Origin of the sequence: Segatella baroniae B14, from assembly GCF_022024235.1 — a bacterium.
Classification (GTDB): Bacteria; Bacteroidota; Bacteroidia; order Bacteroidales; family Bacteroidaceae; genus Prevotella; species Prevotella bryantii.
Genome location: NZ_CP091799.1, coordinates 193929 through 220135, shown reverse-complemented (window position 1 = coordinate 220135; position 26207 = coordinate 193929). Strand labels below are relative to the sequence as shown.

The 26207-nt window shown below is 35.8% G+C and carries 21 protein-coding genes; 6 read left to right on the top strand and 15 right to left on the bottom strand.

The features are described from left to right. Positions 1 to 19 precede the first annotated feature (19 nt). Both L6469_RS00865 and L6469_RS00860 read left to right on the top strand, forming a co-directional pair. Positions 20 to 847, top strand: a complete 828-nt coding sequence (locus L6469_RS00865) for a GLPGLI family protein (RefSeq protein ID WP_074802922.1) — start codon at positions 20 to 22, stop codon at positions 845 to 847. A gap of 50 nt (positions 848 to 897) precedes the next feature. Next, entirely contained in the window at positions 898 to 3465 is a 2568-nt protein-coding gene (locus L6469_RS00860; RefSeq protein WP_006283510.1) for a carboxypeptidase-like regulatory domain-containing protein, read from the top strand. Positions 3466 to 3474: 9 nt separating this feature from the next. Here the strand turns inward: L6469_RS00860 and L6469_RS00855 are convergent, their stop codons facing one another. The 5 genes from L6469_RS00855 to L6469_RS00835 form a co-directional block, all read right to left on the bottom strand. Next, a complete protein-coding gene (locus tag L6469_RS00855; protein ID WP_039871152.1) occupies positions 3475 to 4431 on the bottom strand; it encodes a LuxR C-terminal-related transcriptional regulator in 957 nt (318 codons plus the stop codon). A 139-nt stretch (positions 4432 to 4570) separates the two neighbouring features. Further along, entirely contained in the window at positions 4571 to 6850 is a 2280-nt protein-coding gene (gene ccsA / locus L6469_RS00850) for a cytochrome c biogenesis protein CcsA (protein WP_006283508.1), read from the bottom strand. A 61-nt stretch (positions 6851 to 6911) separates the two neighbouring features. Then, positions 6912 to 8663 (bottom strand): di-heme oxidoredictase family protein, encoded by a 1752-nt coding sequence (locus tag L6469_RS00845; RefSeq protein WP_006283507.1) that lies wholly within the window; start codon positions 8661 to 8663, stop codon positions 6912 to 6914. A 32-nt stretch (positions 8664 to 8695) separates the two neighbouring features. Next, a complete protein-coding gene (locus L6469_RS00840; protein ID WP_006283506.1) occupies positions 8696 to 10000 on the bottom strand; it encodes an imelysin family protein in 1305 nt (434 codons plus the stop codon). Positions 10001 to 10037: 37 nt separating this feature from the next. Continuing rightward, positions 10038 to 11345, bottom strand: coding sequence for a hypothetical protein (locus tag L6469_RS00835; protein WP_006283505.1), 1308 nt, complete (start codon positions 11343 to 11345; stop codon positions 10038 to 10040). A gap of 360 nt (positions 11346 to 11705) precedes the next feature. Between L6469_RS00835 and L6469_RS00830 the strand changes: the two genes are divergently transcribed. Further along, positions 11706 to 12848 carry a Rid family hydrolase gene (locus L6469_RS00830; protein ID WP_074802919.1) on the top strand — a complete coding sequence of 381 codons (1143 nt, stop codon included), beginning with the start codon at positions 11706 to 11708 and terminating at the stop codon, positions 12846 to 12848. A 65-nt stretch (positions 12849 to 12913) separates the two neighbouring features. Here the strand turns inward: L6469_RS00830 and rny are convergent, their stop codons facing one another. The 4 genes from rny to L6469_RS00810 form a co-directional block, all read right to left on the bottom strand. Then, the gene (rny, locus tag L6469_RS00825; RefSeq protein WP_237851099.1) at positions 12914 to 14446 is read right to left on the bottom strand and encodes a ribonuclease Y; all 1533 of its coding nucleotides are present in this window, start codon (positions 14444 to 14446) and stop codon (positions 12914 to 12916) included. Between the two features lie 87 nt (positions 14447 to 14533). Beyond that, positions 14534 to 14833 (bottom strand): cell division protein ZapA, encoded by a 300-nt coding sequence (locus L6469_RS00820; protein ID WP_006283501.1) that lies wholly within the window; start codon positions 14831 to 14833, stop codon positions 14534 to 14536. Positions 14834 to 14841: 8 nt separating this feature from the next. Then, complete coding sequence (locus tag L6469_RS00815) at positions 14842 to 15135, bottom strand: hypothetical protein (RefSeq protein WP_006283500.1); 294 nt, start codon at positions 15133 to 15135, stop codon at positions 14842 to 14844. Between the two features lie 60 nt (positions 15136 to 15195). Further along, the gene (locus tag L6469_RS00810; protein WP_006283499.1) at positions 15196 to 15843 is read right to left on the bottom strand and encodes a hypothetical protein; all 648 of its coding nucleotides are present in this window, start codon (positions 15841 to 15843) and stop codon (positions 15196 to 15198) included. Between the two features lie 184 nt (positions 15844 to 16027). Here L6469_RS00810 and rfbA point away from each other — a divergent pair, with 184 nt between their 5' ends. Genes rfbA through L6469_RS00795 form a run of 3 tightly spaced genes read left to right on the top strand, consistent with a single transcriptional unit; the run spans position 16028 to position 19862 of the window. After that, on the top strand, positions 16028 to 16909 hold the full coding sequence (gene rfbA, locus L6469_RS00805) for a glucose-1-phosphate thymidylyltransferase RfbA (RefSeq protein WP_006283498.1): 882 nt from the start codon (positions 16028 to 16030) through the stop codon (positions 16907 to 16909). A 15-nt stretch (positions 16910 to 16924) separates the two neighbouring features. Beyond that, on the top strand, positions 16925 to 19417 hold the full coding sequence (locus L6469_RS00800; protein ID WP_006283497.1) for a GumC family protein: 2493 nt from the start codon (positions 16925 to 16927) through the stop codon (positions 19415 to 19417). A 10-nt stretch (positions 19418 to 19427) separates the two neighbouring features. After that, positions 19428 to 19862 (top strand): BT0820 family HAD-type phosphatase, encoded by a 435-nt coding sequence (locus L6469_RS00795; protein WP_006283496.1) that lies wholly within the window; start codon positions 19428 to 19430, stop codon positions 19860 to 19862. 22 nt (positions 19863 to 19884) lie between these two features. Here L6469_RS00795 and L6469_RS00790 read toward each other — a convergent pair whose 3' ends face one another. The 6 genes from L6469_RS00790 to L6469_RS00765 are packed head-to-tail and all read right to left on the bottom strand — an operon-like array spanning position 19885 to position 26182. Then, complete coding sequence (locus tag L6469_RS00790; protein WP_006283495.1) at positions 19885 to 20976, bottom strand: nucleotidyltransferase family protein; 1092 nt, start codon at positions 20974 to 20976, stop codon at positions 19885 to 19887. Next, entirely contained in the window at positions 20973 to 22871 is a 1899-nt protein-coding gene (locus L6469_RS00785; RefSeq protein ID WP_006283494.1) for a polysaccharide biosynthesis protein, read from the bottom strand. The genes L6469_RS00790 and L6469_RS00785 overlap by 4 nt, the downstream gene beginning before the upstream one ends. Then, a complete protein-coding gene (locus L6469_RS00780) occupies positions 22868 to 24022 on the bottom strand; it encodes a DegT/DnrJ/EryC1/StrS family aminotransferase (protein WP_006283493.1) in 1155 nt (384 codons plus the stop codon). The genes L6469_RS00785 and L6469_RS00780 overlap by 4 nt, the downstream gene beginning before the upstream one ends. Before the next feature lie 31 nt (positions 24023 to 24053). Next, positions 24054 to 25067 (bottom strand): glycosyltransferase family 2 protein, encoded by a 1014-nt coding sequence (locus L6469_RS00775; protein ID WP_006283492.1) that lies wholly within the window; start codon positions 25065 to 25067, stop codon positions 24054 to 24056. A 7-nt stretch (positions 25068 to 25074) separates the two neighbouring features. Then, positions 25075 to 25707, bottom strand: coding sequence for a sugar transferase (locus L6469_RS00770; protein WP_006283491.1), 633 nt, complete (start codon positions 25705 to 25707; stop codon positions 25075 to 25077). Then, the gene (locus L6469_RS00765) at positions 25685 to 26182 is read right to left on the bottom strand and encodes a GNAT family N-acetyltransferase (protein WP_223918702.1); all 498 of its coding nucleotides are present in this window, start codon (positions 26180 to 26182) and stop codon (positions 25685 to 25687) included. Before L6469_RS00765 ends, L6469_RS00770 begins: the two co-directional genes overlap by 23 nt. Positions 26183 to 26207 lie beyond the last annotated feature (25 nt).

The following is a 26207-nucleotide window of genomic DNA, read 5'->3' as shown; positions in this document are numbered from 1 at the left end:
AAATGATTAACTACCTAATATGAAGAACAAACTTTTACTAAGTATGGTCGTGATCTTTTGCATACACACAAAACTGTATGCTAATGATACATTACAAGCTACTACAGAAGTAAGATACATCGCAAAATGTACTAAAGATACTGTAAAGAACCTTCTTTGCACGGATACTCTTTGCTTGTGTTTGGCAGGAAACAAAACACTGTTTTATAATCCAGAAAAATATAGAACAGACTCTCTCCGCTATTACGATGCAGAAGCCTATCACCAGGAAATGGCATCTAAAATAATAAAATCTAGAAAACAATCTGCCAAAGCTAAATCGGAATACTATATACTAACAAATCATAAAGACTCTACCTATATCTATGAGGATAAAATAAGTGCATATACATATCAATATAATGAAAAGATACCTAATTTTAATTGGAAAATAGAGCATGTTTTCCATACTATTGCAGGACATCTATGTCAAAAGGCCACCTGTTCCTATATGGGACGAACTTATGTAGCTTGGTACGCCACAGACATTCCTTTAGCTGTGGGACCATGGAAATTCGCAGGTCTACCTGGCCTTATTATGGAAGTTGCAGACACAAAAAAACAATATAGTTTTCATTTTATCGATATGCGTCCATGCAATAAGAATATTTTACTGCTTCCTAAAAAAAAGATGAAGACAAACCTAATAAGTTTCTTAATAGAACAAGAAAAATATATAAAAGATCCCTTTAATTATTTAAGCAAAACTAGTGGAATAAACATTATTATTAAAGGACACGACAAAAAAACAGAGAAGAATCTTATAAAAGATACGCGCTATCGTCCTATGGAAATCGTAGAACAATAACGTCATTAAAATCAGGAAATAGTTGCTTATTGGCCTAGAATAAAAAATAAATGAATTTTTGGTATAATCTAATCGTCATCTTTTTCATGGGCATCATCCCTGCTCATGCTCAGGAAATCGAGTTGAAAGGAATTGTTACTGATCATGTGACTAAAGCTCCTATTAAAGGAGCTATCATCAACATACGCAATAAGAAAAACTCGACAATATTAAGTACAATAGCTGATGCAAATGGCAAATTCAAATTCAGAACAAACCGAGAGAAAATTTTTGGATGTAATATCTTGGTGAGTAGAATGGGATACCAATCTGCATCCTGTGCCATTAACCCAAAAACTATATACACCTTCGAATTAGAACCGAAAGCTTACGTCATTCAAGATGTATACGTGCGACCACAAAAAATTATTCATCATAATGACACAACAAGCTATATGGTATCCAGTTTTGTGACCAACAAGGATCGCACTATCGGTGATGTATTGCGCAACATGCCTGGTATCGACATTAACAATAATGGTACTATATCATATAACGGCAAAACGATAGATAAATTTATGATAGAAGGGCTCGATCTATTTGATGGCCAATATAATATAGCCACTCGCAATATTACGCATAAGATTATCTCTCGTGCTGATATAATAGAAAATTATCATAATGCCAAAGCTCTGAAAAACAGCAAGGAAGAAGGTGGGACTGTACTTAATCTTGCCGTAAAAGATAGTGCCAAAGGGCACTGGAGTGGCAATATCAAAGCTGCTTTAGGACTACCCAAACTATGGGAGAGCGAACTTTTTTGCACCAACCTGTCTGCCAGTAATCAAACGGCACTAACCACCAAAACAAATAATAGCAATAAGGATATCTTGTCTGAAAACAATACGCTTACACTAGAAGATTTGATAAGAAAAAAACAAGTCGAAGCTATAGAACCTTTGCTCAACATGGAACAAAACACGATAGGCATATTGGATAAAGATAGAAAACGAAACGCCACAACACACATAATCAATTTAGGCAATATTCAAAAAATAGGAAGCAATTCCACCTTTCGTTCAAAAATATACTATACTGATGACAGAAATATATCAAATTACGAACAAGGTACATCTTATTACCTTGCTGATAGTATTTTAACCCGATCGACTTCCGAACGGAGTATCCTGCACAGTAAGGCTTTAAGTGCCTCACTCTCTTGGAATAAAGACAGCGAGAAGAGTTCTTTCTCTAATGATCTGAAATACTCTTCTATCTGGCAAAAGAAATGGACATGGACAACTAATGACTATACATATAACTCAGAAAGTGAATATGATATTCACACGCTGGAAAACTACTTGCAATGGATTAAGCCTATAGGGAAAAACTACTTGAAGTTATATTCACAAAACAAATTCACACTGATTCCCGAAAAACTTACCGTTGAGTCAGATGAAGATCTAAGACAACAAAATATCAACAGAAAACAATTTCTATCTTCTACAAGATTATACTACGCACATAATATTAAACGATGGGCACTATCCATTGATGCTGAAGAAGTACTCTCAGCTTCTGATATCAACTGTTCGTATAATGAGAATCTGAACGATACCTGTCGTAAATCAGAATACTTCAACAATTATATCTGCATGAATATTACATCGGGACTCACCTATAAGCACCATGGCTTCAGAGGACAATTAGATCTTCCCTGGAGTTTCTATCACTATTTTGGCGATATATCCAAGACCAAAATCTTTTTTATGCCCAAACTTAGTCTCAGCATGCAACTTAATTCGAGATTTAAAATAAGAGCTAATGCTTCTGCTGGTACCTCACAACCATCAGTAACAAATACCTATAACGCCACGATTCTAACCGATTATCAAACATATCGTACTAATCCCAAACAATTATACGGAAATAAAAAATGCAGCGGTTTAGTGAGCATCAGCTATTCTGACTATATAAATATGCTATTTGCAAATATAAGTGTCAGTCACAGTAAAACAGAAAGACCAAATACCGTTTCCAAACAAATTGACAATAAGTATATTTACTATACAACAATAGAAGGCAAGAACCAATCGGAAAACATAATTGCAAGAGCCAACATGAGTAAACATGTGGATATAATCAATGGAAACATCAATGCCATATGCACATACACATCGAACTCTTCAAATATTCATCAAAACGGTAAAAATACATCATACCAAACCAAGAGTATAGAAAGCTCACTTGGTATCAACTCTAATATCAAAAACTGGTTAGATATAGATTACACACTGTCATATCGAGTAAACTCTCTCACCAATAGTACGTATTATAATTCTAACAAACTGCTGTTTCAAAAAATGGAATTATCTTTTCTACCAACAGAAGCACTAAATTTCTCCATTATAGCAGAACACTATGTGCACTATCTATATCAAGATAACACCAAACGCTCTTTCTTTGGTGACATCAAATGCTCATATAGACATAAAAAAACTGACTATACACTTTCTATTACAAATATATTTAATCAGAAATATTATACAAATACCAGTTATACCGATATCAGCAGTTCATACAATCGTTACACATTACGAGGCAGATGCTTTTTAGCAGGCTTTTCCACCTATTTCTAAGCGAAGCTATTATAACTTCACACTAGAAATATCTATCAGATTATTGACAATAGCATAAATAGTTAAGCCTGCAGGAGAATGAATCTGAAGTTTTTTGGCGATATTACGACGATGAGTAATAACAGTATTGATAGAGATACAAAGATGATCACCTATTTCTTTATTTGTCATACCCTGTACCAATGCCACAATAACATCCTTTTCTCGCTCACTAAGAGCTTCGTCTGAATGGGGAGACTTATTGAGCATATTAGAAATCTGATTGGTTACATTTTCTTGCTTGCTCTGCTTCTCCAATCTTCTAATAGCTGGAATAAAAATTTCATCCTCTACACTGGCATGTAAATTCAACCACTCTTCATTATTGTAAATGTCATAAAGAGTAGCAGCCAACTGGTTATTATGTAGACCGTCGGAAGGTAAATATTTAATAATAATATTTTTCAATTCTTTCAGCTGTGTATCCGTTTGTCCGTGATGCTTTGAGAATGTATCAATATCGTAATTATCATATGTTCTACCTTGCAACAATCCCTCTACATAAGGAAAGACATTCTTTTCCTCATAACGCATATGCTTGGTGATAGAATGAGCATATTCTTCGTACAACTTTAAAATCAAACGCGCAAGATTATCATGTTCATCCAAAGCACCTTCTAACTCTTTACGAATAAATGGTAACTGAAAATCAAGATAATAAGCATGGGAAGCCTTAAGATATTGCAATAAAGTAGGTATGGAAAGTTTATCATAATCATCAAAAAGCTGATAACCGTTGATAGTGAAATTAACAACAGCTAAAAAAGTGTATGTATCCACTTTTTGATTTTCACAAACCTCTCGAACCGTTTTATCTCCAAAGCCCAAGCTTATACCAAAACTACCCAGACTCTGTAATATATTGTAATTATCTCTGATGATAGAAATCATTTTATCATCAGCTTCATATACTTTTTGATTTTTCATATCTTTCAACACATGCCTAAAGGCTACAATTCATCATCACATTATCAAAGCGCAAATATAATATTTATTTTCGACATAGACAATACCTAAAAATAATGATAATCGGAAGAAATTTGATAAAACAATTACCTACCCGTACCTATGCATAGCTATGCATACCTCCTAAAATATAGTTCACTCCAAAATAGGTCATTAGGATACTCAAAAAGGCTAAGACCATAAATATATGATACGACAGTGGCTTTTGCAAAGCTTTCACACTCTTAGAATGGAGTGCTATAGCATAAATCATCAGAGTTATCAGTGCCCATGTCTCTTTAGGATCCCAACTCCAATAGGTACCCCAACTCACATTCGCCCAAATAGCACCTATAAAGATACCAAGCCCTAAAGTCGTAATGGCTGGATATAAGAATATCTGTGACAAAACCTGCAGTACCTTCATTTGCCGTTCGATAGTATTCTTCGTTTCTCGCTTTACCGAAGCTATCACATGCAACAATATGGCAAGTAGCCCACATATACAAATAATAGCAAGAAAAGCATAACTCATCATAATAACACTGACATGAACACTCAATAGCGGAGAATTTAGTACAGGCATCATTTGACCTATAGCCGGATCCATCTGACTGATATGACTAACCAAAAGGAAGAATCCACTAAGCATAAATCCGAATGTCGTTATCAACATGCGAAGAGAATGAAGGCGAATAGCCATCAGCATCGTAATGAGCATCGAAAACCAAGCAATAGATAACATCGACTCATACCCATTGCTCAAAGGCACATTTCCACTAATAATCCATCGCAATACTAAAGAAAAGGTTAATACCATAAAAGATAACCCCAACACGATTATCATACCTGATTCTATCACGGAATAACGTAGACCCAACCAGCACATATTACGAGACAGTAACTGTCTGATTACACCAAACAATCCTAAAAATCCAATAGTAAGATTGAACATAAACAGTATCGTTGCAATAGGTATCTGATTGTATATTCGTTCAGCTTTTACCTGAGTAATAGTAGGAAGACTTGTACCTGCATGATGCTTTTGATAAGCCAAGATTTCATTCACTTGCTGTAAAACATTTGTATTATTACCGATAAGTGCAGAACCATACAAGTGACGAAAACTCTTTCGCATGTAACGATAATCTCGAGAAGATACATATTTAGGATAAGCTATTTCCTGATGCGAGAACCACTCCGTTTTACCATTATGTGTTATAGGATACAACTTCAGAATATTACCCATCTTCAATTCTACGATAAGTTGAACCTTTTCATCTAACTTAATAGCCTGATCATGCAAAGCATCATGATGATTATCTCGGTATGACTCTTCTACCAAACGACGAAGAACATAACCCGAAGAAGGAAATAGATCAGCAATAGAAACATAACTATCCAATCCCAACTCACGTTTCAGTTCTCCACCTTTCACTTTGATAATTTTTTCTTTCTGCCACTGGTCACCCCAAAAAATAAAACCGGTAAATATCTGTTCAGGCGTACATCCCTTATAGGAGCGTTTACCAGATATTTTCTTAGTAAAATCGTAAGCAAACGTCTGCATTTGACACACACGATTATTATACAATACATACATCTCACCTACTCTACTTGCTACCTCTTTAGGAAAAACAGTTGTAGTTGAAGCAGAGCTAGGAAGAATAGAGGCATTTAAAAGGAGAAGCACGAGAAAGGCACCTCTTTGAATAAGTGGACTCCGGAGCAATTCACGAAATCGCCCTTTGGGATCTATTAACATCGCTATTAAAGAAAAAAACAGTAAAGCATAACCTACATAAGTTACAGGTATGCCAAAAGGATCACTATTAACCCGTAAAATACTACCTTTACCATCAGCATCATACGAACTTTGGTATAATCTAACCCCTTGATAGCTCATAATATGATTCATCGATACAGTTCCTGCCACTCTTTCATCTCCATCTATGAGCGTTATTTGAGATGAATAATCTGCTACAGCCGATGTACCATCATGATAAGATATACCAAAGTGATTCAACTGAATGGAAAACGGAAGTTGACGTGCTGATAAGTTATGCATATCATCACCCATAGGAAGATATTCATTTGTAGTTTGACCCAATCTAAGATGCACAGCTCCCTGATAAGAAGTAAGATGAGTGAGTAGTGCACCTAAGAGGATAACAACAAATGAAAGATGAAGCAAAACTATATTCCATTTTCGTAACTTACTTTGAATAATATAAACCAAACCTACTGCTACCAGCATAGCCCATAGCACACTAAACCACCACGAACCATAAATGGATGAAACCACAAAAGGTGTACCTTTATATTTCTCGATTACAGTAGCCATCGCCATGACAAGAATCAAAAGAACATATATACAAAAAAGGATTTTCTTCAATTTCATATTCTCTCAACAAACTATAAACTATCCCTGATTTTCGATTACGAAAACCAGGGATAAAAAACTAGATGGATCTTAAAAATTTAACCACAGCATCTCTATCAGCTTTTGGTAAATTATAGAATTTTAAAGCAGAATTATATGCATGACTATTTTTACTGTAACCATGCCACATAATCGCTTCTATCTCATTACGCGCACGACAGTCGTGCAAACGGTCTTCTGCACCCGTATTAATGAGTGACAAACCTCTACCCCATAAAGGTGTGGTACGACACCAACTGCCATGAATATCATTCTTCATATATAGTTTATGTTGAATCATATCACTATATGGATGAATGGTCTGATGAGGATATCGAGGAAGATCGCGTTCACCTATCAAACCTGGTTTCCAATAGTTATCATCACCTGTTTTCCAAGTAGGACGATGACAATTAGCACAACCGATTTCGTTAAAGACTTCCTTACCACGCTGTACCTCAGCATCATTCAAATTTCGAGCACGAGGTATCGCAAGTCCACGATGCCAAACCATAAAGTTATAAAACTGCTCATCAGTCTGATCTGCTGTAAAATTGTGCCATTGATTATCAAACTGATTAGTCGACGGACTTAACAGATGAAGAACTGCATCTGCAATGCCTTCCTCTGTACCATCTGCATAATAAGGAGATGTTGGGTCTGCTTTAATTTTTGCAATAACCTCCTTATTCTTACTCATAGCACTAGCCCAAGCATCAGTAGTATACAGATAAGGACGATCAGAACGACTTACATTAGTGATGTTCCATATAGCATTAGCACCAGGACCATCCTGCAATGAACCACGAGTCAATGCATATGTAAAGCGCTTCACCAATTTAGCATCTGCAGCAGACGTATTATCCGCATATCTACCTGTAGCAGCTAACTTACCATTAGCCACACTATACCATGCACCAGCTGCAAAATCATCGGCATCAGAATCCCAGAATGAAGCATTCACATACTCAGAAACATCCTTGCCTGTTCGCTTATAATAACTTGCAGTTTTGGCATATTGAGCCTTAATGGAATCATTAGGAATGGCATCGAGCAATCCAGTACCAATTACACCTATAGTCGACTCTAAACGAACTGCATAATTCGTAGGAACGGGATCTGTGTTGAAAGCCGATGAAGCTATCGTCACTTCAGGATAGATCAGATCATACGTCTCACCATCAGGGAATTGCATCGGAATTCCACTTTCCATAGCAGTAACATGATTCCAAGTAATATTAATTCCATCTTCACTGATTGGAGGAAGAAATGGTGTTACGGCTTGTGTCTGAGGCATACCGGTTACCTCTGAGATATACGGTCCATCATTAGAACCTTCTGATGTAGGATGATAAACTACCAAAAGATAGCCATTACCATTGCCATAACCCGTAGTATACTGGGCCATTCGCTTGCCATGGCCATACTCTGGATGACAATCGAAACATGAACTACGAACAGAAGCAGGACCTAAACCTTTGAAAGGAGCAGTAGACTGTGAATAATTACGCTCGAACATCTGCTCTCCTGAAAAAAAGGCATTAAAAAGATCCTGGTCAGCATCAACCGCTGGTGTCTGGTCTGAATAGGCATTTGATCCCGTATTCTCTGTTGTTCCTAGCTGCCCACCTGGATACCACTCGTCAGCAGTAAAGTTGCCTACGGCCTGTCCTACATAACTAGCCTCTGGCTGTTCGTTAGTAGCTATTGTTGTATCATCATCACTACAAGATACAAAATTAGCCGCTAACAAGACACTGGCCAGAGATGGAATAAAATAATGTTTTTGCATATATTGTATAATTAATAAGAATTTTAATCTTCTTATTCAGTAGCCTGCTTCTGCACCCATGCTCCTGCACTATTCAAGGCTTCATCCAAAGCCTGAATCTTGTCGATGCAAGTTTTAACTTGAGCATCACCAGGAGCATCGATAAAGGCCTTTCCACTATTCTTTGCTGTTTCCAAAGAAGCAATAGCTTCATTAAGAGCTGTATTCAAAGTCTCGTAACCTGAATAATTCTTGTTCTTCATGAAAGCCATAAGAGAATTAGATTCAGGAGTAGATGAATTGTCATCACGATTACCATATAGAGAATGCTTGATACTGTAGATATTATCCTGATAATCCTGGAAAGAACGCTTGCTATAAGGAGATTCGATATAATCAGCAGCGTCCTCTGCTTCTCCCTGACCCGTTGCAACGCGATAAGCCTGACCTAACTTCTGAGTGTAAACTTCCTGACAAATTTTTGAACAACCACCAACATAGATATTAGAAAGTGTTTCCTGCCAGGTAGTAAACAAGCCAACTGAGGTAGTAGCACCAATAACAGCCTCGCCATAGCTTACACCCTTACTGGTTAAACCTGCAAAGCGAGTTCCTTCTACTACCCAACTTGCTGTATTGATAACATTAAGAATAGATGAACTAGCACTAGAACCTATCCAACCATATGCCAGTAAAGAAGTCATATTACGAAGGTCACCAGAAATTGCAGCAGCAAAAGCACACTCATCAAGCGTTTTTACTGTTGTCAAACCTGTCTCTGTTTCATAATCAGCTGTCAAAGCTGCCAAAGTACGGTTGGCACCATTACGAAAGAGGATAAATTCCAAACCATGGAAGCCTAACACAGAACCAAAATCTTTATTCTGTTCATATACATACTTATCTGGCTGAGAACCATTAATACCCGCAATTATTGAAGCATTATTCAAAGCTTCAACTAGCTGTGAGTGGTCAAGTGGCCATGAATCGATATGTGGATCGATATCATTATCAGTCGCTGCACCATAGAGGAATGATTCACTCTGCTCCCAATATTTACGGGCGTTCTTAAAAGCTTCACAAGCGGCATCAATATCACTTTGTGTTAATGTTCCGGCCTTACGCTTGGTATAAAGATTCTGACAAGCATCATACAATGTCTGCGTATTTTCTGCAAGATCACTATAAGTTGGTCGAACAATATTATCAACATAATTAGCTACAATAGAGCTCATTACAGTGCTTGTATTGCTACTACCATTCCCATTGGTATCGTCATCGCTACTACATGAAGTGACCCCCAAAGCCAACACACTTGCCATGGCAAAAGCCAAGACATTCTTAAAAGTTTTTTTCATTGTTATACTATTATTGAAGTGATTAAACAGTTACTATTTAAAGGAAAAAGCCCTCATAAGTTACACCAATATTGATACTAGGTTCATCATTATACCCTGATTTTAAATTGCGATAATGATACTCTCCTTTAATACAAATTTGTGGCAGAGGATAATAATTAACACCTGCAGCTATAATGTTACGATTAGTCCACTGTTTGCTGGTAGCATGAACATATGAATCATAATACTCGTAATGACCAAAAATATAAAGTTTTTGCTTATCTGCACGAAGTTTGGCTATCTGAGAAAATATATCATAACCAACTTCTATCATTGAAGCTACTGCATGACTACCAAAATATTTGCCATTACCCGATTCATACGGCTTTACATTCGATGTATTAGGATATACATAACCCGTTATCTTATCTGCATCACTGACATAACCATAGTCTATGTTGCCTCGTGCTATCCAATTATATTTATTATAGGTAAAATCAAAAGCACCTAACCACACATTCCCTTTGATTTTTTTCGCCTCACCATATTCCATATCATGAGGCACAGAATTATGCATAGACTGACCATAATAACCACTAATTCCTAAGCGAAGACCTGGTACTGAATAATTGTCAAGTCTAACAGATACTGCATATTTATTAGCAACATCAAACTCGAATGGAGATTTCGCACCACCTTGAATCCAATTACTACGACTAAAATGATATGCATCTAAACCGGCAAGCAACTGTGTTTCATAACGAAATTTTCCGACTTTACCCCAAAGAGATACACCTGTCTGATGCCAAGTACAAGGTAATATTGTACTTTCACCTTCAGGCCTGTAAACAGTAAAGAAACTTAAAGGTTCATGATGAGCATTCGTTAATCCAAAAGGCACAACTATGTGTCCCATACGAAGATTAAAAGCACGCGAAAAAGTCTTCTGTAACCAGAACTGTTCCAATTCTACTTCTCCACCTCTCTCTGTTTCGTTTTCATATTCTATAGCTTCATCTGCTTCATATTCAATAGAACTGCCAGATCCACCATGCTCAAATTCAATTTCGCTACCAAACTTCCAACCTTTACCAAAGTCATAACTCAAATATATAACAGCATGCGGAATATCAAAACGACCATGACTTGGATCATTTTTATACTTCTCTGGCTGATTGTAACGATTACCATTATCACTATAGTAGTTACGAGAATAAGTTACCTCACCATATCCACCAATGCTGAGCTTGTTTCCACTAACATGATTCATTACAGAATCTGCTGCATTTACCTGAGCATTTGCATGTAAAGAAAAACCGACACACAGAATACTCGAAAAAAGTTTTAATTGATATTTATTCATGATTACTAGCAATAATACCTTTTCTCAAAAAAGTATGAAGTTGATGATTCACATTATCGAATGCAAAGGTACCTTTGCTTAATAAATCTTACAATACTCAAAAATTATGAAATATTTACATATAAAAAATCATCATTTCTAGGTACAGATAAGGAAAAAAATTAATAAATAATGCTATCCTAGCCGTTTGTGATACGTTTACATCCCCTTTTATGAGTAATACAAAAAGATGTAACCATCATTAATAAGGATGACTAAAAATTAACAGAAAAATATTGATTTGCAGGTCAAATTCATTTTTACTAATTTTGCAATAACCAACAAATACGAATAAGTATAAGGTAATAATTCAATAAAAAAATGAATAAGAAAATACAGTTTGTAAATGGTGATGTTGACATCAAAATTTTTGCATTTACAAGTGAGAATGACTTCGATGAATATATGTGTATGTTTACGGTTACAAATACCAAGCTCACATTTAATCAACAAGTTACACAGCTACTAGAAAGTTATAAAAAATTGACGACACAAGGGTATAGTAAGGAATTACCAAACTTACATCAAGCTGAAATCTGTTTCAAAAGATATTACCTCAGTGATATATCCAATCAAATAGATGAATTGAAATCAATTACAGGTCAAGAAGATTTTCCCGTTTCTATCGTTCAACAAGCTCCATTAAAAGGATGCAAAATTTGCATGTGGACATACATGATGACTAATATTCAAAAGGAACAAATCTCTAAAAATACCTACATGATATCACATCATGGATATGATGAAATCTGGACTACTCAAAATACTGCAGAGGGAGCAAATTCCTACATACAAACTAAAAAAATATTTAAGGAATATGCTAAGACTTTGAGAAAACATAAATGCACATTAGCAAACGATTGTATACGTACCTGGCTTTATGTAAATGATATTGATAATCAATATGCAGGAGTAGTGAAAGCAAGAAACGAAGTTTTCGATGAAGAAGGATTAACTGAAAATACTCATTATATCGCTTCTACAGGAATCGGAGGAAGAGATACTTGTTCTGATATATATTGTAAATTAAACGCATTAAGCATTCGAGGGCTGAACCCAAATCAAAAACATTACCTTTATGCACTCGATTATCTTAACCGTACGAGCGAATATGGTGTACGGTTTGAAAGAGGTACGTATATAGATTATTGTCAACGAAGAAAAGTTTTTATCTCAGGAACTGCTAGCATAGACCATCTAGGAAACATACTGCACATTGGTGACATTAAAGGACAAGTGAATAGAATGCTTGAAAACATAAACGCACTATTACATGAAGCTCAATGTAATTTCAATGATATTGCTGAAATGACCGTCTATTTAAGGGATATCGCTGATTACACTGTTGTCAAAGAGATGCTAATCGAAAAACTACCTGACACACCACTTATCATCGTACATGCACCCGTTTGCAGACCTGGTTGGTTAATTGAATCTGAATGCTTAGCATTAAAAAACATATAAAATAAAAAGGAGCCGTTTTTCAATTAGCAAACGGCTCCTTTTCATTTTATATATGTTATAGCAACTTATTTTGCATAAGCAACACTGCGTGTTTCACGAATAACGGTAATTTTTACCTGACCAGGATATGTCATTTCATTCTGAATCTTTGTTGCTATTTCACCAGAAAGCTTTTCGCTCTCTGCGTCATCCATCTTATCAGCACCTACGATAACACGAAGTTCACGACCTGCCTGAATAGCATAAGTCTTCGTTACCCCAGGATAACTCATAGCGATAGCCTCCAGATCATTCAAACGCTTAATATAAGCTTCTACAATTTCACGACGAGCACCAGGACGAGCACCTGAAATAGCATCACAAACCTGAACTATCGGTGCCAATAATGTCTTCATTTCGACCTCGTCATGATGGGCTGCAATCGCATTACAGATATCTGCCTTTTCACCAAATTTCTCTGCAATTTTAGCACCATACAAAGCATGAGGCAATTCACTTTCCTCATCAGGTACCTTACCGATATCATGAAGCAAACCTGCACGCTTAGCTTTTTTAGGGTTGAGTCCAAGTTCAGATGCCATTACAGCACAAAGGTTAGCAGTTTCTCTAGCATGCTGCAACAAATTCTGACCGTAAGAACTACGATATTTCATTTTACCTACAATACGAATCAACTCCGGATGCAAGCCATGAATACCCAAATCTATTGCAGTACGCTTACCAGTTTCGATTATTTCATTCTCTAACTGCTTTCTAACTTTAGCAACCACCTCTTCAATACGAGCTGGATGAATACGTCCATCAGCGACCAACTGATGAAGAGCCAAACGACAAACTTCACGACGAATTGGATCAAACGCAGAAATAACAATAGCTTCAGGTGTATCATCAACAACAATTTCTACACCTGTTGCAGCCTCGAGAGCACGAATATTACGACCTTCACGACCAATAATACGACCCTTTACTTCATCATTATCAATATGGAAAACACTAACAGAATTCTCTATCGCAGTTTCTGTTGCTACACGTTGAATTGTCTGAATAACGATTTTTTTAGCCTGTGCATTTGCATTTAATTTAGCCTCGTCCATCACTTCATAGACATAACTTGCTGCATCCAATTTAGCCTGATCTCTAAGACTATCTACCAAACGTTTCTTTGCCTCATCAGCACTTAGACCTGAAAGTTCTTCCAACTTTGCTCTCTCTTGCTCCTGCATTTTATCCAGTTCTTGCTGCTTGACAGAAAGCAACTTTTTCTCATTTTCAAGACGCTGCATACTCTGATCAAGCTCCATCTTACGATGTCCAAGAGTTTCTTGACGCTGGTTCAAAGAAATTTCACGTTGTTTAAGTTTGTTTTCTGTCTGTTGGATTCGAGAATTACGCTGTTGAACAGCTTTTTCTAATTCAGCCTTTTTATTCAAGAATTTCTCTTTTACTTCGAGCAACTTCTTCTCTTTAACAACTTCAGCCTCCTTATTTGCAGCAGCTACCATTTCGTTATACTTACCTGTGATAACATAACGAAAAATTGCGTAGCCACATGTCCCACCAACAATGAGTCCGACAATGACTCCTATAATTAATGCCATAATATTACTAATTTATATAATCTGTTTTTTAATATCTCATGTAGTATTATAGCCACTGTAAAAATCGATTTATGGATAGAAAAAAGACTAATTCAAGGCCTCCTCTATTTCAGAAGTGAGCTTACCAAGAATATCCTGGTATATCGAAGTATCATTGCGTCCTGCCTCTTTTTCATATCGCAATGCAATATCAATAAGAGCCATATACAACAATTCCTTATCACTTTTACGACCTTTGAAAATATCTGCGTATGTATTCACAGTATCAGTAATAAGTTTTGCAGCCTTACGATAATACTCTTCATCGTCGCGAACGACATTCACGGCGATTTCTGTATCATATACATGCAATCTTATCTTTAATTTTTCTTTACTTTCTTCAGCCATCGCTCCGATTATTTATCACTCAGCAGCGTAATACATTTATTAACGTCTCTTATCATCTTGGCAATTCTTTTCTGAGCGCCCTCCATATCACCATCAGTAATAGTGAGCATCTTTGCCATTTTGAGACTATTGTAATTCGCTTCACTCTGACGCAACCTTTCTTCCAATTCTAATATTTTGGAATCACGTTCATCTACCATCGCATATAACTCCAAATTCTCCTTTTTAATGTCTTTATATTGGAGAATCATCTGTCTGACACGAGTAGAAAACGTATTTATAGTTTTTTCATCAGCCTTCATAACGATTACAATTTGGCTACAAATATAATTTTTTTTATTGAAAAGACCAAACTTTTTCGATTATTTCATAGCCTTCTGAGCCTTTTCCAGATCTTCTTCAGATGGCTTTGGCTCTTTTTTTGCCAACATAATCAACTGAAATACGAATTCTGAAATCCACTTTTGGCTAAAACCTAAACGCTGATTATATTTTCTTACAGCACCTACGGCCTTAACCACACTTATATCGGTCCAGTTATTTTTTGTAAAGATATCGTTTACCTGTTGTTCGGTCATCGAATAAAGAGCCTTTTTAAAGAGAGAAGGTAAACGAAGCTTAAATTTCATCAGATTTCCCATCAACATCATCATGTCCTGAGTAAAATTCTGGAACTGAATCAAATATACGTTTACATCCTGTATATGCTTACAATTTTTACGAATACTTCCATCAACTTCCTTAAAAAAGCCATCGCTAGTACCATAAATTTCTTGCATCATTTTTTTACAACGATTCTTCTCACCAAGACCCAATTTGTTATTTTGAGTCGGAACACGAAGAGTCGTTTTGAAGGTTCTCAAATCAGGCAATGCTGCTAGATTAGTTATATTAAGATTTGCAGCAAGAGATGCTTGAAAATAGACTCTGACAAGAGTCATAAAATCTTCCATACCACCAACTTTTTGTTGGTTATCTTTCTTTCCAAATATCTTAGAAAAAATACTCATATCTGTCTTTTATTTTATATTATTTTACACTTTTTCGAACGCAAAGTTACTGTTTTTATATGAGAAAAACAAAATATAGGTAAACATTTTCTAAAAAGACGTTTCTATATCACGAAAAAATATTATCTTTGTAATCATAATATAAAAAGAAAAATATTCCTGTAATTTGAACGACGATATATATATGAAAGGAATTGTATTAGCAGGCGGATCAGGCACACGTCTCTATCCTATCACTAAAGGAATCTCTAAGCAACTGATTCCCATATTTGACAAACCAATGATTTACTACCCAATATCAGTTTTAATGTTGGCTGGTATACGCGAAATATTAATCATTTCTACTCCACATGACATCTCTGGTTTTGAAAGATTATTAGGAGATGGTCATGAAATCGGCGTTCATTTTGAATATGCTATACAGCCTTCTCCTGATGGTTTAGCACAAGCATTTATTATTGGAGAAAAATTTATTGGTAATGATAATGTTTGTTTAGTATTAGGTGACAACATTTTTTACGGTGCAGGCTTTTCTAGCCTATTACAAGAAAGTGTTAAAGCATGCAACAATGGTAAAGCTACTGTTTTTGGCTATTACGTCAATGACCCAGAAAGATATGGCGTCGCAGAATTCGACAAAGAAGGCAACTGCCTGAGCATTGAAGAAAAGCCCCAAAATCCTAAGAGTAATTATGCTGTTGTCGGTCTGTACTTTTATCCTAATTCCGTTATAAAAATAGCTAAAGATATCAAACCAAGTGCTAGAGGAGAATTAGAAATCACGAGTGTTAACCAGGCATACCTTACAGCAAAAAAACTAAAAGTACAAACTTTGCAACGTGGTTTTGCTTGGCTAGATACTGGTACTCATGACAGTCTTAGTGAAGCTAGTACATTTATCGAAGTAATAGAGAAAAGACAAGGGCTCAAAATTGCCTGTCTAGAAGAAATCGCATTTAAAAAAGGCTGGATTAATACTAGCCAGCTCTTGGATGCAGCAAAACCAATGCTAAAGAATGAATACGGAAAGTATCTATTGAAATTGGTTGAAACCGAATCAAAATAACGAAGAAGAAGAATAATGGCAGATAATTCAAGCAATGCACAGTTAGAAGCACTGAAAGAAGAGGTGGAAAAGTCAACATTTGACTTTTCACAAATCTATGCTATGCTCATTCTAAACTGGCGATGGTTCTTGATTTCCTTTGTAATTTGTGTAGGAAGTGCACTCATCTATTTACGTTTTCTTACTCCTGTTTATCAATCTACAGCCAAATTATTGATTAAAGATGAGGGTAACCGAGGAGGAAGCTCATTACAGAACTCAACTAATCTGGGAACCATTTCAACAACGAATGGCTTTGATAATGAGATAGAAATTATTACCTCTCATACACTTGCTATGGAAGTTGTTACTGACCTAAAACTATACACTAACTATTATAGAAAAGGCAAAGTTAAGTCAAAACTCATATATAAGACTCAGCCTTTTAATGTAGATATGGACATTGACAAAGTAAAGAAATTAAATGTCCCTATCAGTATTCGTGTAGAACGAATTATGAAAGGATACAGAGTAAATGTAAATTATAGAGTGCCGTTGGCTGAAAATGAGTCTTCACCATCCTATAGTATTGATAAAACTATAAGGGCTTTACCTACAACCATTCCAACTCGTGCAGGTAACATTTATATGACAAAAAATCCATTAAGCATGGAGCCAATGAAACTTGGTGAAGTCTATAATGTATCTATAACATCACCTAAAATGGCTGCATATGGTTACGTTGGATCTTTAAAGGCATCTCAGAACTCCAAGACTACATCTATTGCCCGTTTAACTATAAGCGATATTAATGTTCAACGCAGCCTTGATTATCTTAACCAGTTGGTTATCTGTTATAATCGACAGGCTAATGAGGACAAAAATGAAATAGCCTTACGCACCGAACAGTTTATCAATAGCCGTTTGGAAATCATTAATAATGAATTAGGGCAAACAGAAGGTTCTTTAGAAAAATTCAAAAAGAGCAACAAAATGGTAGAGTTGAACATGAATGCAAATCAAGCTCTGAGTAATGCAGGTGCATTCGAGCAGAAATTAGCAGAATCTGAGACTCAAATTTCTCTTTTAAAATCAATGATAAATTGGCTTAACTCACCTAAAAATAAATATCAGGCTCTCCCTACAAATGTAGGATTGCAGGACGCAACTGCCATTTCGCTTATTAACCGGTACAATGAAATTGTACTCAACCGCAATCGATTATTAAGAAGTGCAAGTGAAAGTTCTCCTACAGTAACTCCGTTGACAGCTCAATTAAATGAATTTATTTATTCTATAAAACGAGCTTTGAATCAATCACTTAATAGCCTCACCATTCAAAAAAATGATATAAGTAGCCAGTTTAATAAATATCAGACAAAAGTAAGCGAGACCCCTACTCAAGAGAAGGCTTTAACACAGATCGGTAGGCAGCAAGAAGTAAAATCAAGCTTGTATATCATGCTACTCCAGAAACGTGAGGAGAATTCTATCTCACTTGCAGCAACTGCGGACAAGGGTAAATTAATTGATATGCCACAGTTTATTGGCAAGATTAGTCCAAACACCAATAACATAATAATGATGGCTATTCTTATTTCTATCGGTGTTCCTGCTGTAATTTTATTCCTAATTCAGTTCTTCCATTTCAAGATTGAAGGTCATCAGGATGTAGCTAAACTGACGAAACTTCCAATTCTAGCAGATGTACCTATCGCTAGTGAAAGTGCTAAGACACGTGCAGATATAGTTGTACATGAAAATCAAAACAACTTAATGGAAGAAATTTTCCGAAGCATGCGTACCAACCTTCAGTTCATGATGAAGAAAGAAGATAAAGTCATCATGTTTACATCAACCACATCTGGCGAAGGTAAAACTTTTACTGCAGCAAACCTTGCTATCAGCTTTGCTTTACTAGAAAAGAAAGTTATCATGCTCGGTTTGGATATTCGTAAACCTCGATTAGCTGAATTATTCGAGATTGATGATCACGAACATGGTATTACTAACATATTAGTCAGAGACGAAGCAGAATGGGATGCCATAGAAAAGCAGATTCTATCGTCACAGATCAACAATAATTTAGACTTACTGATGGCAGGACCTACTCCACCTAACCCTACTGAGTTATTGGCAAGAGAATCTTTAGATGCCATTATCAATACTCTAAAAGAGCATTACGACTATATTATTATTGACACAGCTCCAGTTGGTTTGGTTACAGATACGTTACAAATTAGCCGTGTCTGCAATACAACAGTATATATGTGCCGTGCAGAATATACACCAAAATCAAGTTTCAACATGATAAATTCTCTGGCAAGAACGGGGAAACTGCCTAATGTAAGCATTGTCATCAATGGTATCGACATGTCAAAGAAAACAAATAGTTATTATTATGGCTACGGTAATTATGGCCAATATAGCAACTACGGAAGGTATGGAAATTTTGGTAACTATGGCAATTACGGAGATTATACCAACAGTCAATATGGTAATCTAGATGATGACTCTTTTAAAAAATAACAAATAGTATATGACTATAGCTGTAGATTTTGACGGAACAATCGTCGAAAATAAGTACCCCAAAATCGGTGAAGAACGCCCATTCGCTATTGAAACATTAAAAATGCTTATTCAAGAGCAGCACAAACTTATCCTTTGGACCGTTAGAGAAGGAAAGTCGTTGGAAGAAGCCGTGGAATGGTGCAGACAAAGAGGGATAGAGTTTTATGCTGTCAATAAAGACTATCCTGAGGAAAAAGATGATTCATCCAATCGCTTTTATTCTCGAAAAATTAAGGCGGACATATTTATAGATGATAGAAATATAGGAGGCTTACCGGATTGGGGACAGATTTATAGTATAATCCATGATGGTATTTCATACCGAAAAATAATACAAAATACTTTAGGATACATCCAAGAAGAATATAGACCAAAGAAAAAACATTGGTGGCAAATTGGATAAAATAAAAAGAGCCTTGAAATTTTTACAACTTCAAGGCTCTTAATATCTTCGTGGGTATTTCACGCCAAATCAAAGCTCTTGTTTCCTTGGGCGCTAAAGAATAAAACAATCGATATAAGTGAATCTTAGAATATAAGGATTCGCAGAAATAGGCAAATCCCGACCGCACAGCATGTTTTCTGAAATAAACGCCCATATTTCCACGCAAAAAAATTTCAGCCATAATGGGTTCTACAAACCGATAATCATTTGCATCAACAGGAATTGGAAATTCATTTTCTTGTAATCTCAAAGTCTGAATACATACCGCACCAAAAGCAGAGAAAGCTTTTGTAAAACCAAGCTTATCCAAATGGCTTTTAAGAAGATGTTTGTCTAATCCATTACTAAAATGGTAATGACATAACACTGCCATGTCACACAAATGACGAATTCCAATGCCAACTTCTAAAAAATGATGATAAAGATGAAGAAATGTATAGAGAATTTCAAATTCTGGAGCTAAAACCGGAACAGAAATTCCATTCATTTTTCTGCGCACTATCTTTGTACATTTAACAATAGTATCAAATTCTTTTTGTACCCTATTAGAAGCAAAATGTAAAAGCAGATAATGCATTTCAAAAATGACATGATTATGGATAAATTCAAGATGCTTATTAGCATCACCTTCGTCATATTTTACATTCCATTCTTGCTGTAATAATGTCTTGGCTCTTTCAAAATCTTCCGGCATCACATAAAAGTCAATATCTCCCCCTATTCGAAGATGTCGTATTGGATATAAACATTCTATGGTTTGACCTTTGACTACTACAAAACGAATCTGATGAAAATCTAATAAGTCAACTAAAGCTGAAAGTCCTGCATCAATTTTCAAATTCAACTGTTTATTCTCATGATCAAATCGCAAAGTCTCTAAAGCATTATCTCTTTTTAGTATAACAGCATTCGTTTCATCTAAAATCGAATTTGACACCAAACCTCTCACTGCCTGTTGATCAGCCATCTGCATCAATGCTCGATATCGTACATTATCTAGAGGACCAAAATGGGAATGCTGATTCCATAAAGAAACTTGAATAAGCCTCAAAAAAAGCTCACGCTGACTCATGCCTTCTTCTCAAGAATAGAATAAAAAGAGTTTATTGAAGAAAATTCAGGTACTATACTCTTCATTTTCTTAACACATGCCATATCATCAAACGTATGAGATATTTTAATAAGATCATCTATCTCTTTGGATACATCCTTATACTCATATTCACGTACCTTTGCGATCTTAATCTTATCATTAAACGAAGGTAATGTATTTTCTTTAGAAGACAATGTTTCCTCGTATAGTTTTTCACCTGGACGAAGTCCTGTAAAAATAATAGGTATATTTTCTGCTCCTGACAAACTAATCATCCTACGAGCCAAATCTACAATTTTAACAGGCTCACCCATATCAAAAACTAGAATTTGACCACCCTTACCACGCGTACCTGCTTCAAGTACAAGTTGACAAGCTTCTGATATAAGCATAAAAAATCTGATAATATTAGGATCTGTAACCGTAACTGGCCCCCCTTGTTGAATTTGTTTTTTAAACAACGGAATAACAGATCCATTAGAACCTAACACATTGCCAAATCGAGTAGTTACAAATTCAGTAGAAGAAACTTTATTGTAAGATTGCGTATAAATTTCACAAATACGCTTACTACATCCCATCACATTTGTTGGATTAACTGCCTTATCTGTAGAAATCATCACAAACTTTTTTACTCCATATTTTACACTTAAATCAGCTATTATTTTTGTACCTCCCACATTATTTTGTACACAAATACATGGATTATCTTCCATCATTGGAACATGCTTATACGCAGCAGCATGAAAAACATAATCTGGTCTGAAAGAGGCAAAAATAGACTCCATACGTTCTTGATTACATATAGAAGTTACTACCGTTTTAGCCTTAACATGAGGAAAACGATGATTCATCATTAGACGAATATCGTGCTGAGGTGTTTCCGCCTGATCTATCAGCATCAGTTCCGCAGGCTTGAATTTAGCGATTTGTCTAACTATCTCACTACCTATACTGCCAGCACTACCTGTTACCAGAATTTTTTTATCTTGCAACATCAGCCCTATGCTTTTTAAATCCACATGTATCTGAGCTCTCGGTAACAAATCTTCAATGCTAACCTCTTTCAAGTCTGATACATTTACTGAACCTTTTGTCCAAATATCTCCATCCTTAGGAGCCATATAAATTGTAACCCCCGCATTGATTAGAATATCCTGTACTTTTTGATCATCACGAAACTTATGATTTTGCAAAGGCGAAACTAATACGGTTTGAATATTTTCATCCTTTAGATATTTAATTAATCCATCACCTGGATGAAAAACAGGCTCACCCATCAGCATTTCTGCCTCATTGTTAGGGTCTTGTGAGATGAATCCCTTCAAGAGATATTTCATTGGTTTTTCTGATCGTATCGATTTTGCAACACCAACACCACCACCTTGAATACCATAAATCATGGTACGAGTAGCGTTAGCATCTCTGAAAGACACATCATAGAGATTTTTAATCAAGACACGGGCCAAAACCATTCCCATCATAGCAACCACATACATAGCCGCTATTTGACGACCTTGCAGACGAATAAAATCTAAATTCCAACTATAAACAAAATAATGCATGACCTCAGCAATGGTTAGTGATACTAACATAGCATCCACTAAAAGTCTAAGTTCTGCAAAAGATGTGTATCGAATAATGCCGGAATAAGTATGGAATAATTTAAAACCTATCAAATTAAAGCACATATAGATGCCAATAGTTTTAGATAATAAGACTATATTACCTAAAGTAACAGCACCACTATTGTACATCCAAAAAACAAATAGACCGGATATATAGCAAATTGACAAATCCATAATCAGTATACACCAATATGGAAGTGCATTTTTGCTTAAATACCAAGAAGCTATTTTATCGAATAAATTCATAGACAATTTTTAATTTCTTCAATAACACGTTTAGCATCTTCATCTGTCACATAAGGTCCAGATGGTAGACATAACCCTTTAGGGAAAATACGTGAACTAACACCATTTCCATAAAATGGTGCATCTTTATAAATTGGCTGTGTATGCATTGGCTTCCAAAGAGGACGTGTTTCGATATTAACAGAAGCTAAATGATTTTGAATTTTCATCACCTCAGAAGAAGGTTCACCAGGACAGTCATCTACAACATTTTTAAAAAAAATGGTATTTAGCCAATAATTAGAATCCATATAACTCTCGGGAGAAACTTTAATGACTGCTTCATCAAGACTTTTAAAGCCTTCGACATAGACATCTTTCAAATGACGATGATGCGCTAAATGCTCATCAACTATCGTCATCTGACCTCGACCTATACCCGCACAGATATTACTCATACGATAATTATAGCCGATTTCGGTATGAAGATAATATGGCTTAGGTTGACGAGCTTGTGTAGCAAAATATAATACACGATCTGCTGTTTTCTGATCAGGACAAATCAAAGCACCACCTCCGGAGGTTGTAATCATCTTATTACCATTAAAACTCATAATACCGAAAGTGCCAAATGTACCGCATACTTGTCCCTTGTAAGTTGAGCCAAAAGCTTCTGCTGCATCCTCAATAACAGGAATTTCATAACGATTGGCGATATCCATAATCTCATCGATATAAGCAGGCATACCATATAAATAAACAGGGATAATAGCCTTTGGCTTCTTACCCGTTTTTTTTATTCTATCTTTTATAGCATCTTCTAGAAGATTGGGATCCATATTCCAAGTTTTTTCTTCAGAATCAATAAAGATAGGCGTTGCACCTTGATATACGACAGGATTGGCAGATGCATCAAATGTAAACGATTGACAGATTACTTCATCACCAAGCCCTACTCCTAAAGCCACTAAAGCCAAATGTATAGCAGATGTTCCAGATGACAAAGCTACAACAGAATGCTTTCCACCGATGAACTTTTCCAAATCGTCTTCGAAACCATCTACGTTTGGTCCCAAAGGAACTACCCAATTGGTATCAAACGCTTCTTGAATATATTTCATTTCATTGCCAGACATGTGAGCCAGACATAATAAGACTTTTTTGCTTTCCATATAGATGTCCTTTCTGCTATTTACTTCTTCGTTAATATTCCTCTATGCTATAATTAAACAAACGAGCAAGTTTATAAATAAACCAAGAATTAATAATTCTATTCATATTATTGATTTTCCGACGACATCGCTGAGTTCTTTCCCACCTAAAAACTGGATAAAAATCTTGTTTCTTACACTGATGTCTCAAACGCTTAAATTCACTATGCGAATAATTAGCAACTAGCATTTGATTTACCACCATAACCTTGTCCCTATTTATATGATCGATACAAAGATTATAAGCTACAGGATTATTTTTAATATTATACCGCAACATGTAACTAAACATATGCGAATTTGCTTTTAATCCGTCGCGTACTAGTTTACGTGCCACTTCGACCTTTTTATTCTTTCGATAATCATATAGATCTTCACCTATCCAATAAGAATCGCGATTAACACATATAATTTGACTATTGGCCATGATAGCATGACTAACAAACAAAGGATCTTCAAAATAGATGTAGTCATGCATGAAAACATGGTGTTTATTCAAGAATTCTACTCTAAAAATAAATCCACGTGATGTTCTAGGCAATCCAAAATGATTCACATAATGTCGCCCCGTTCCAAGGAAGTCCTTATTGCAATCATAACGAATAATATCTATATATTGATGTTGACTTGCAACATGAAGCGCATAATGGAGTCCGTTGCTAATAAGCCTATCACAAGCATATACCACCATTACCCATTTACCTGTAGCAAGAGCTAAACCATAATTGATAGCTTCGGCTTTTCCTGCATGTTGCGGATGTACTGAAATATAATTTGAATTCTTAGCCGCAATCTCATCACATATTTTAGGCGAACCGTCTTGTGAACCATCGTCAACTAAAATCACCTCATAGCTATCATCAGGCATTCCCTGATTTTCAATAGTTGCGACACACTCTCGCAGATTCAATTCCTCATTATATACAGGTATGACAATAGATAGATTGATACCTGTAGCCTCATCTGCCATAATGATATCGTTCACATGTATTTTCTGTTGTTTCATGTACCTATCAGATATTTTCGCCATTGTATATCATCCTCTTGCCCAATACTGTACAGATTATTATCTGCATATCAGTCCAAAAAGAATAATGGCGTAAATAATATAAATTCAACTTAACTTTATCTGGATAAATGACTTCATCGTTATATCGATGAGGATCATCTACTTGACTCAGCAATTCTTCCTCATTACGATATTTCAAACTTGCAGGTCCAGTTATCCCTGGTTTTAATTTTAATATATCTCTTTCCTCACCCTGTAGTGCATCTGCATATCCTGGCACATCAGGACGAGGACCGACAAAACTCATGTCACCGATTAGAACATTCCATAATTCTGGAAGTTCATCTATCTTATATCTACGAAGCTTCAACCCTAAAGGAGTTATTCTACTTTGCTCTTCAGAAGCTATCGACGTTGCACCACCCTTACTTGCAGTAGCCGCCTCTTTCTTGATTGTCATAGAACGGAATTTATAAACCGTGAACAATTTTCCATACTGCCCTACACGCTTCTGCTTGAACAATACAGGTCCTGGCATTTTGATCTTAATCAAAATAGCAACAATCAACAACATAGGACATAATAAAACTAGCCCTATAAGTGACATTATTTTATCAAAAAACCACTTTATGACCATTTTTGGGCAAATATTGTACATAATAATCTCCACTAGGAAGGGTATCTAATATGATTACATCATTAACCGCTTGAGCAGATTTCAGCGATGCCAAATTATTAGGAGAAATAGTACCAAAAGTTCTCAATCCTAGATATTGAGCTATTTCTGTAGCTTTAGCATTCATTTTTTTACTTATTCCTTTACCTCTCCATCGATAGTCTACCATATATCCTCTAAAACATTTTCCCCACCAGAAACTTCGCATCATAAGATAACCAACGATTTCCTGTGTATCATACTTTCTAACTATAAAAGCGAGAAAAGAATGATCGCTAGCTAATACTTTTAAATCTTTAACCTCAAACCCATGAGGTTTGAAATAATCGAAGGATTCCGTAGGTTGGGAGTCAAACCATTGACTCATTTCTATGCAATTATCAGAGGTCATTTGCTCCATTTGGAACTCATCTTCATCATTTAGGAAGACTACCATATTCTTCAACTTCTTTCCATAACGA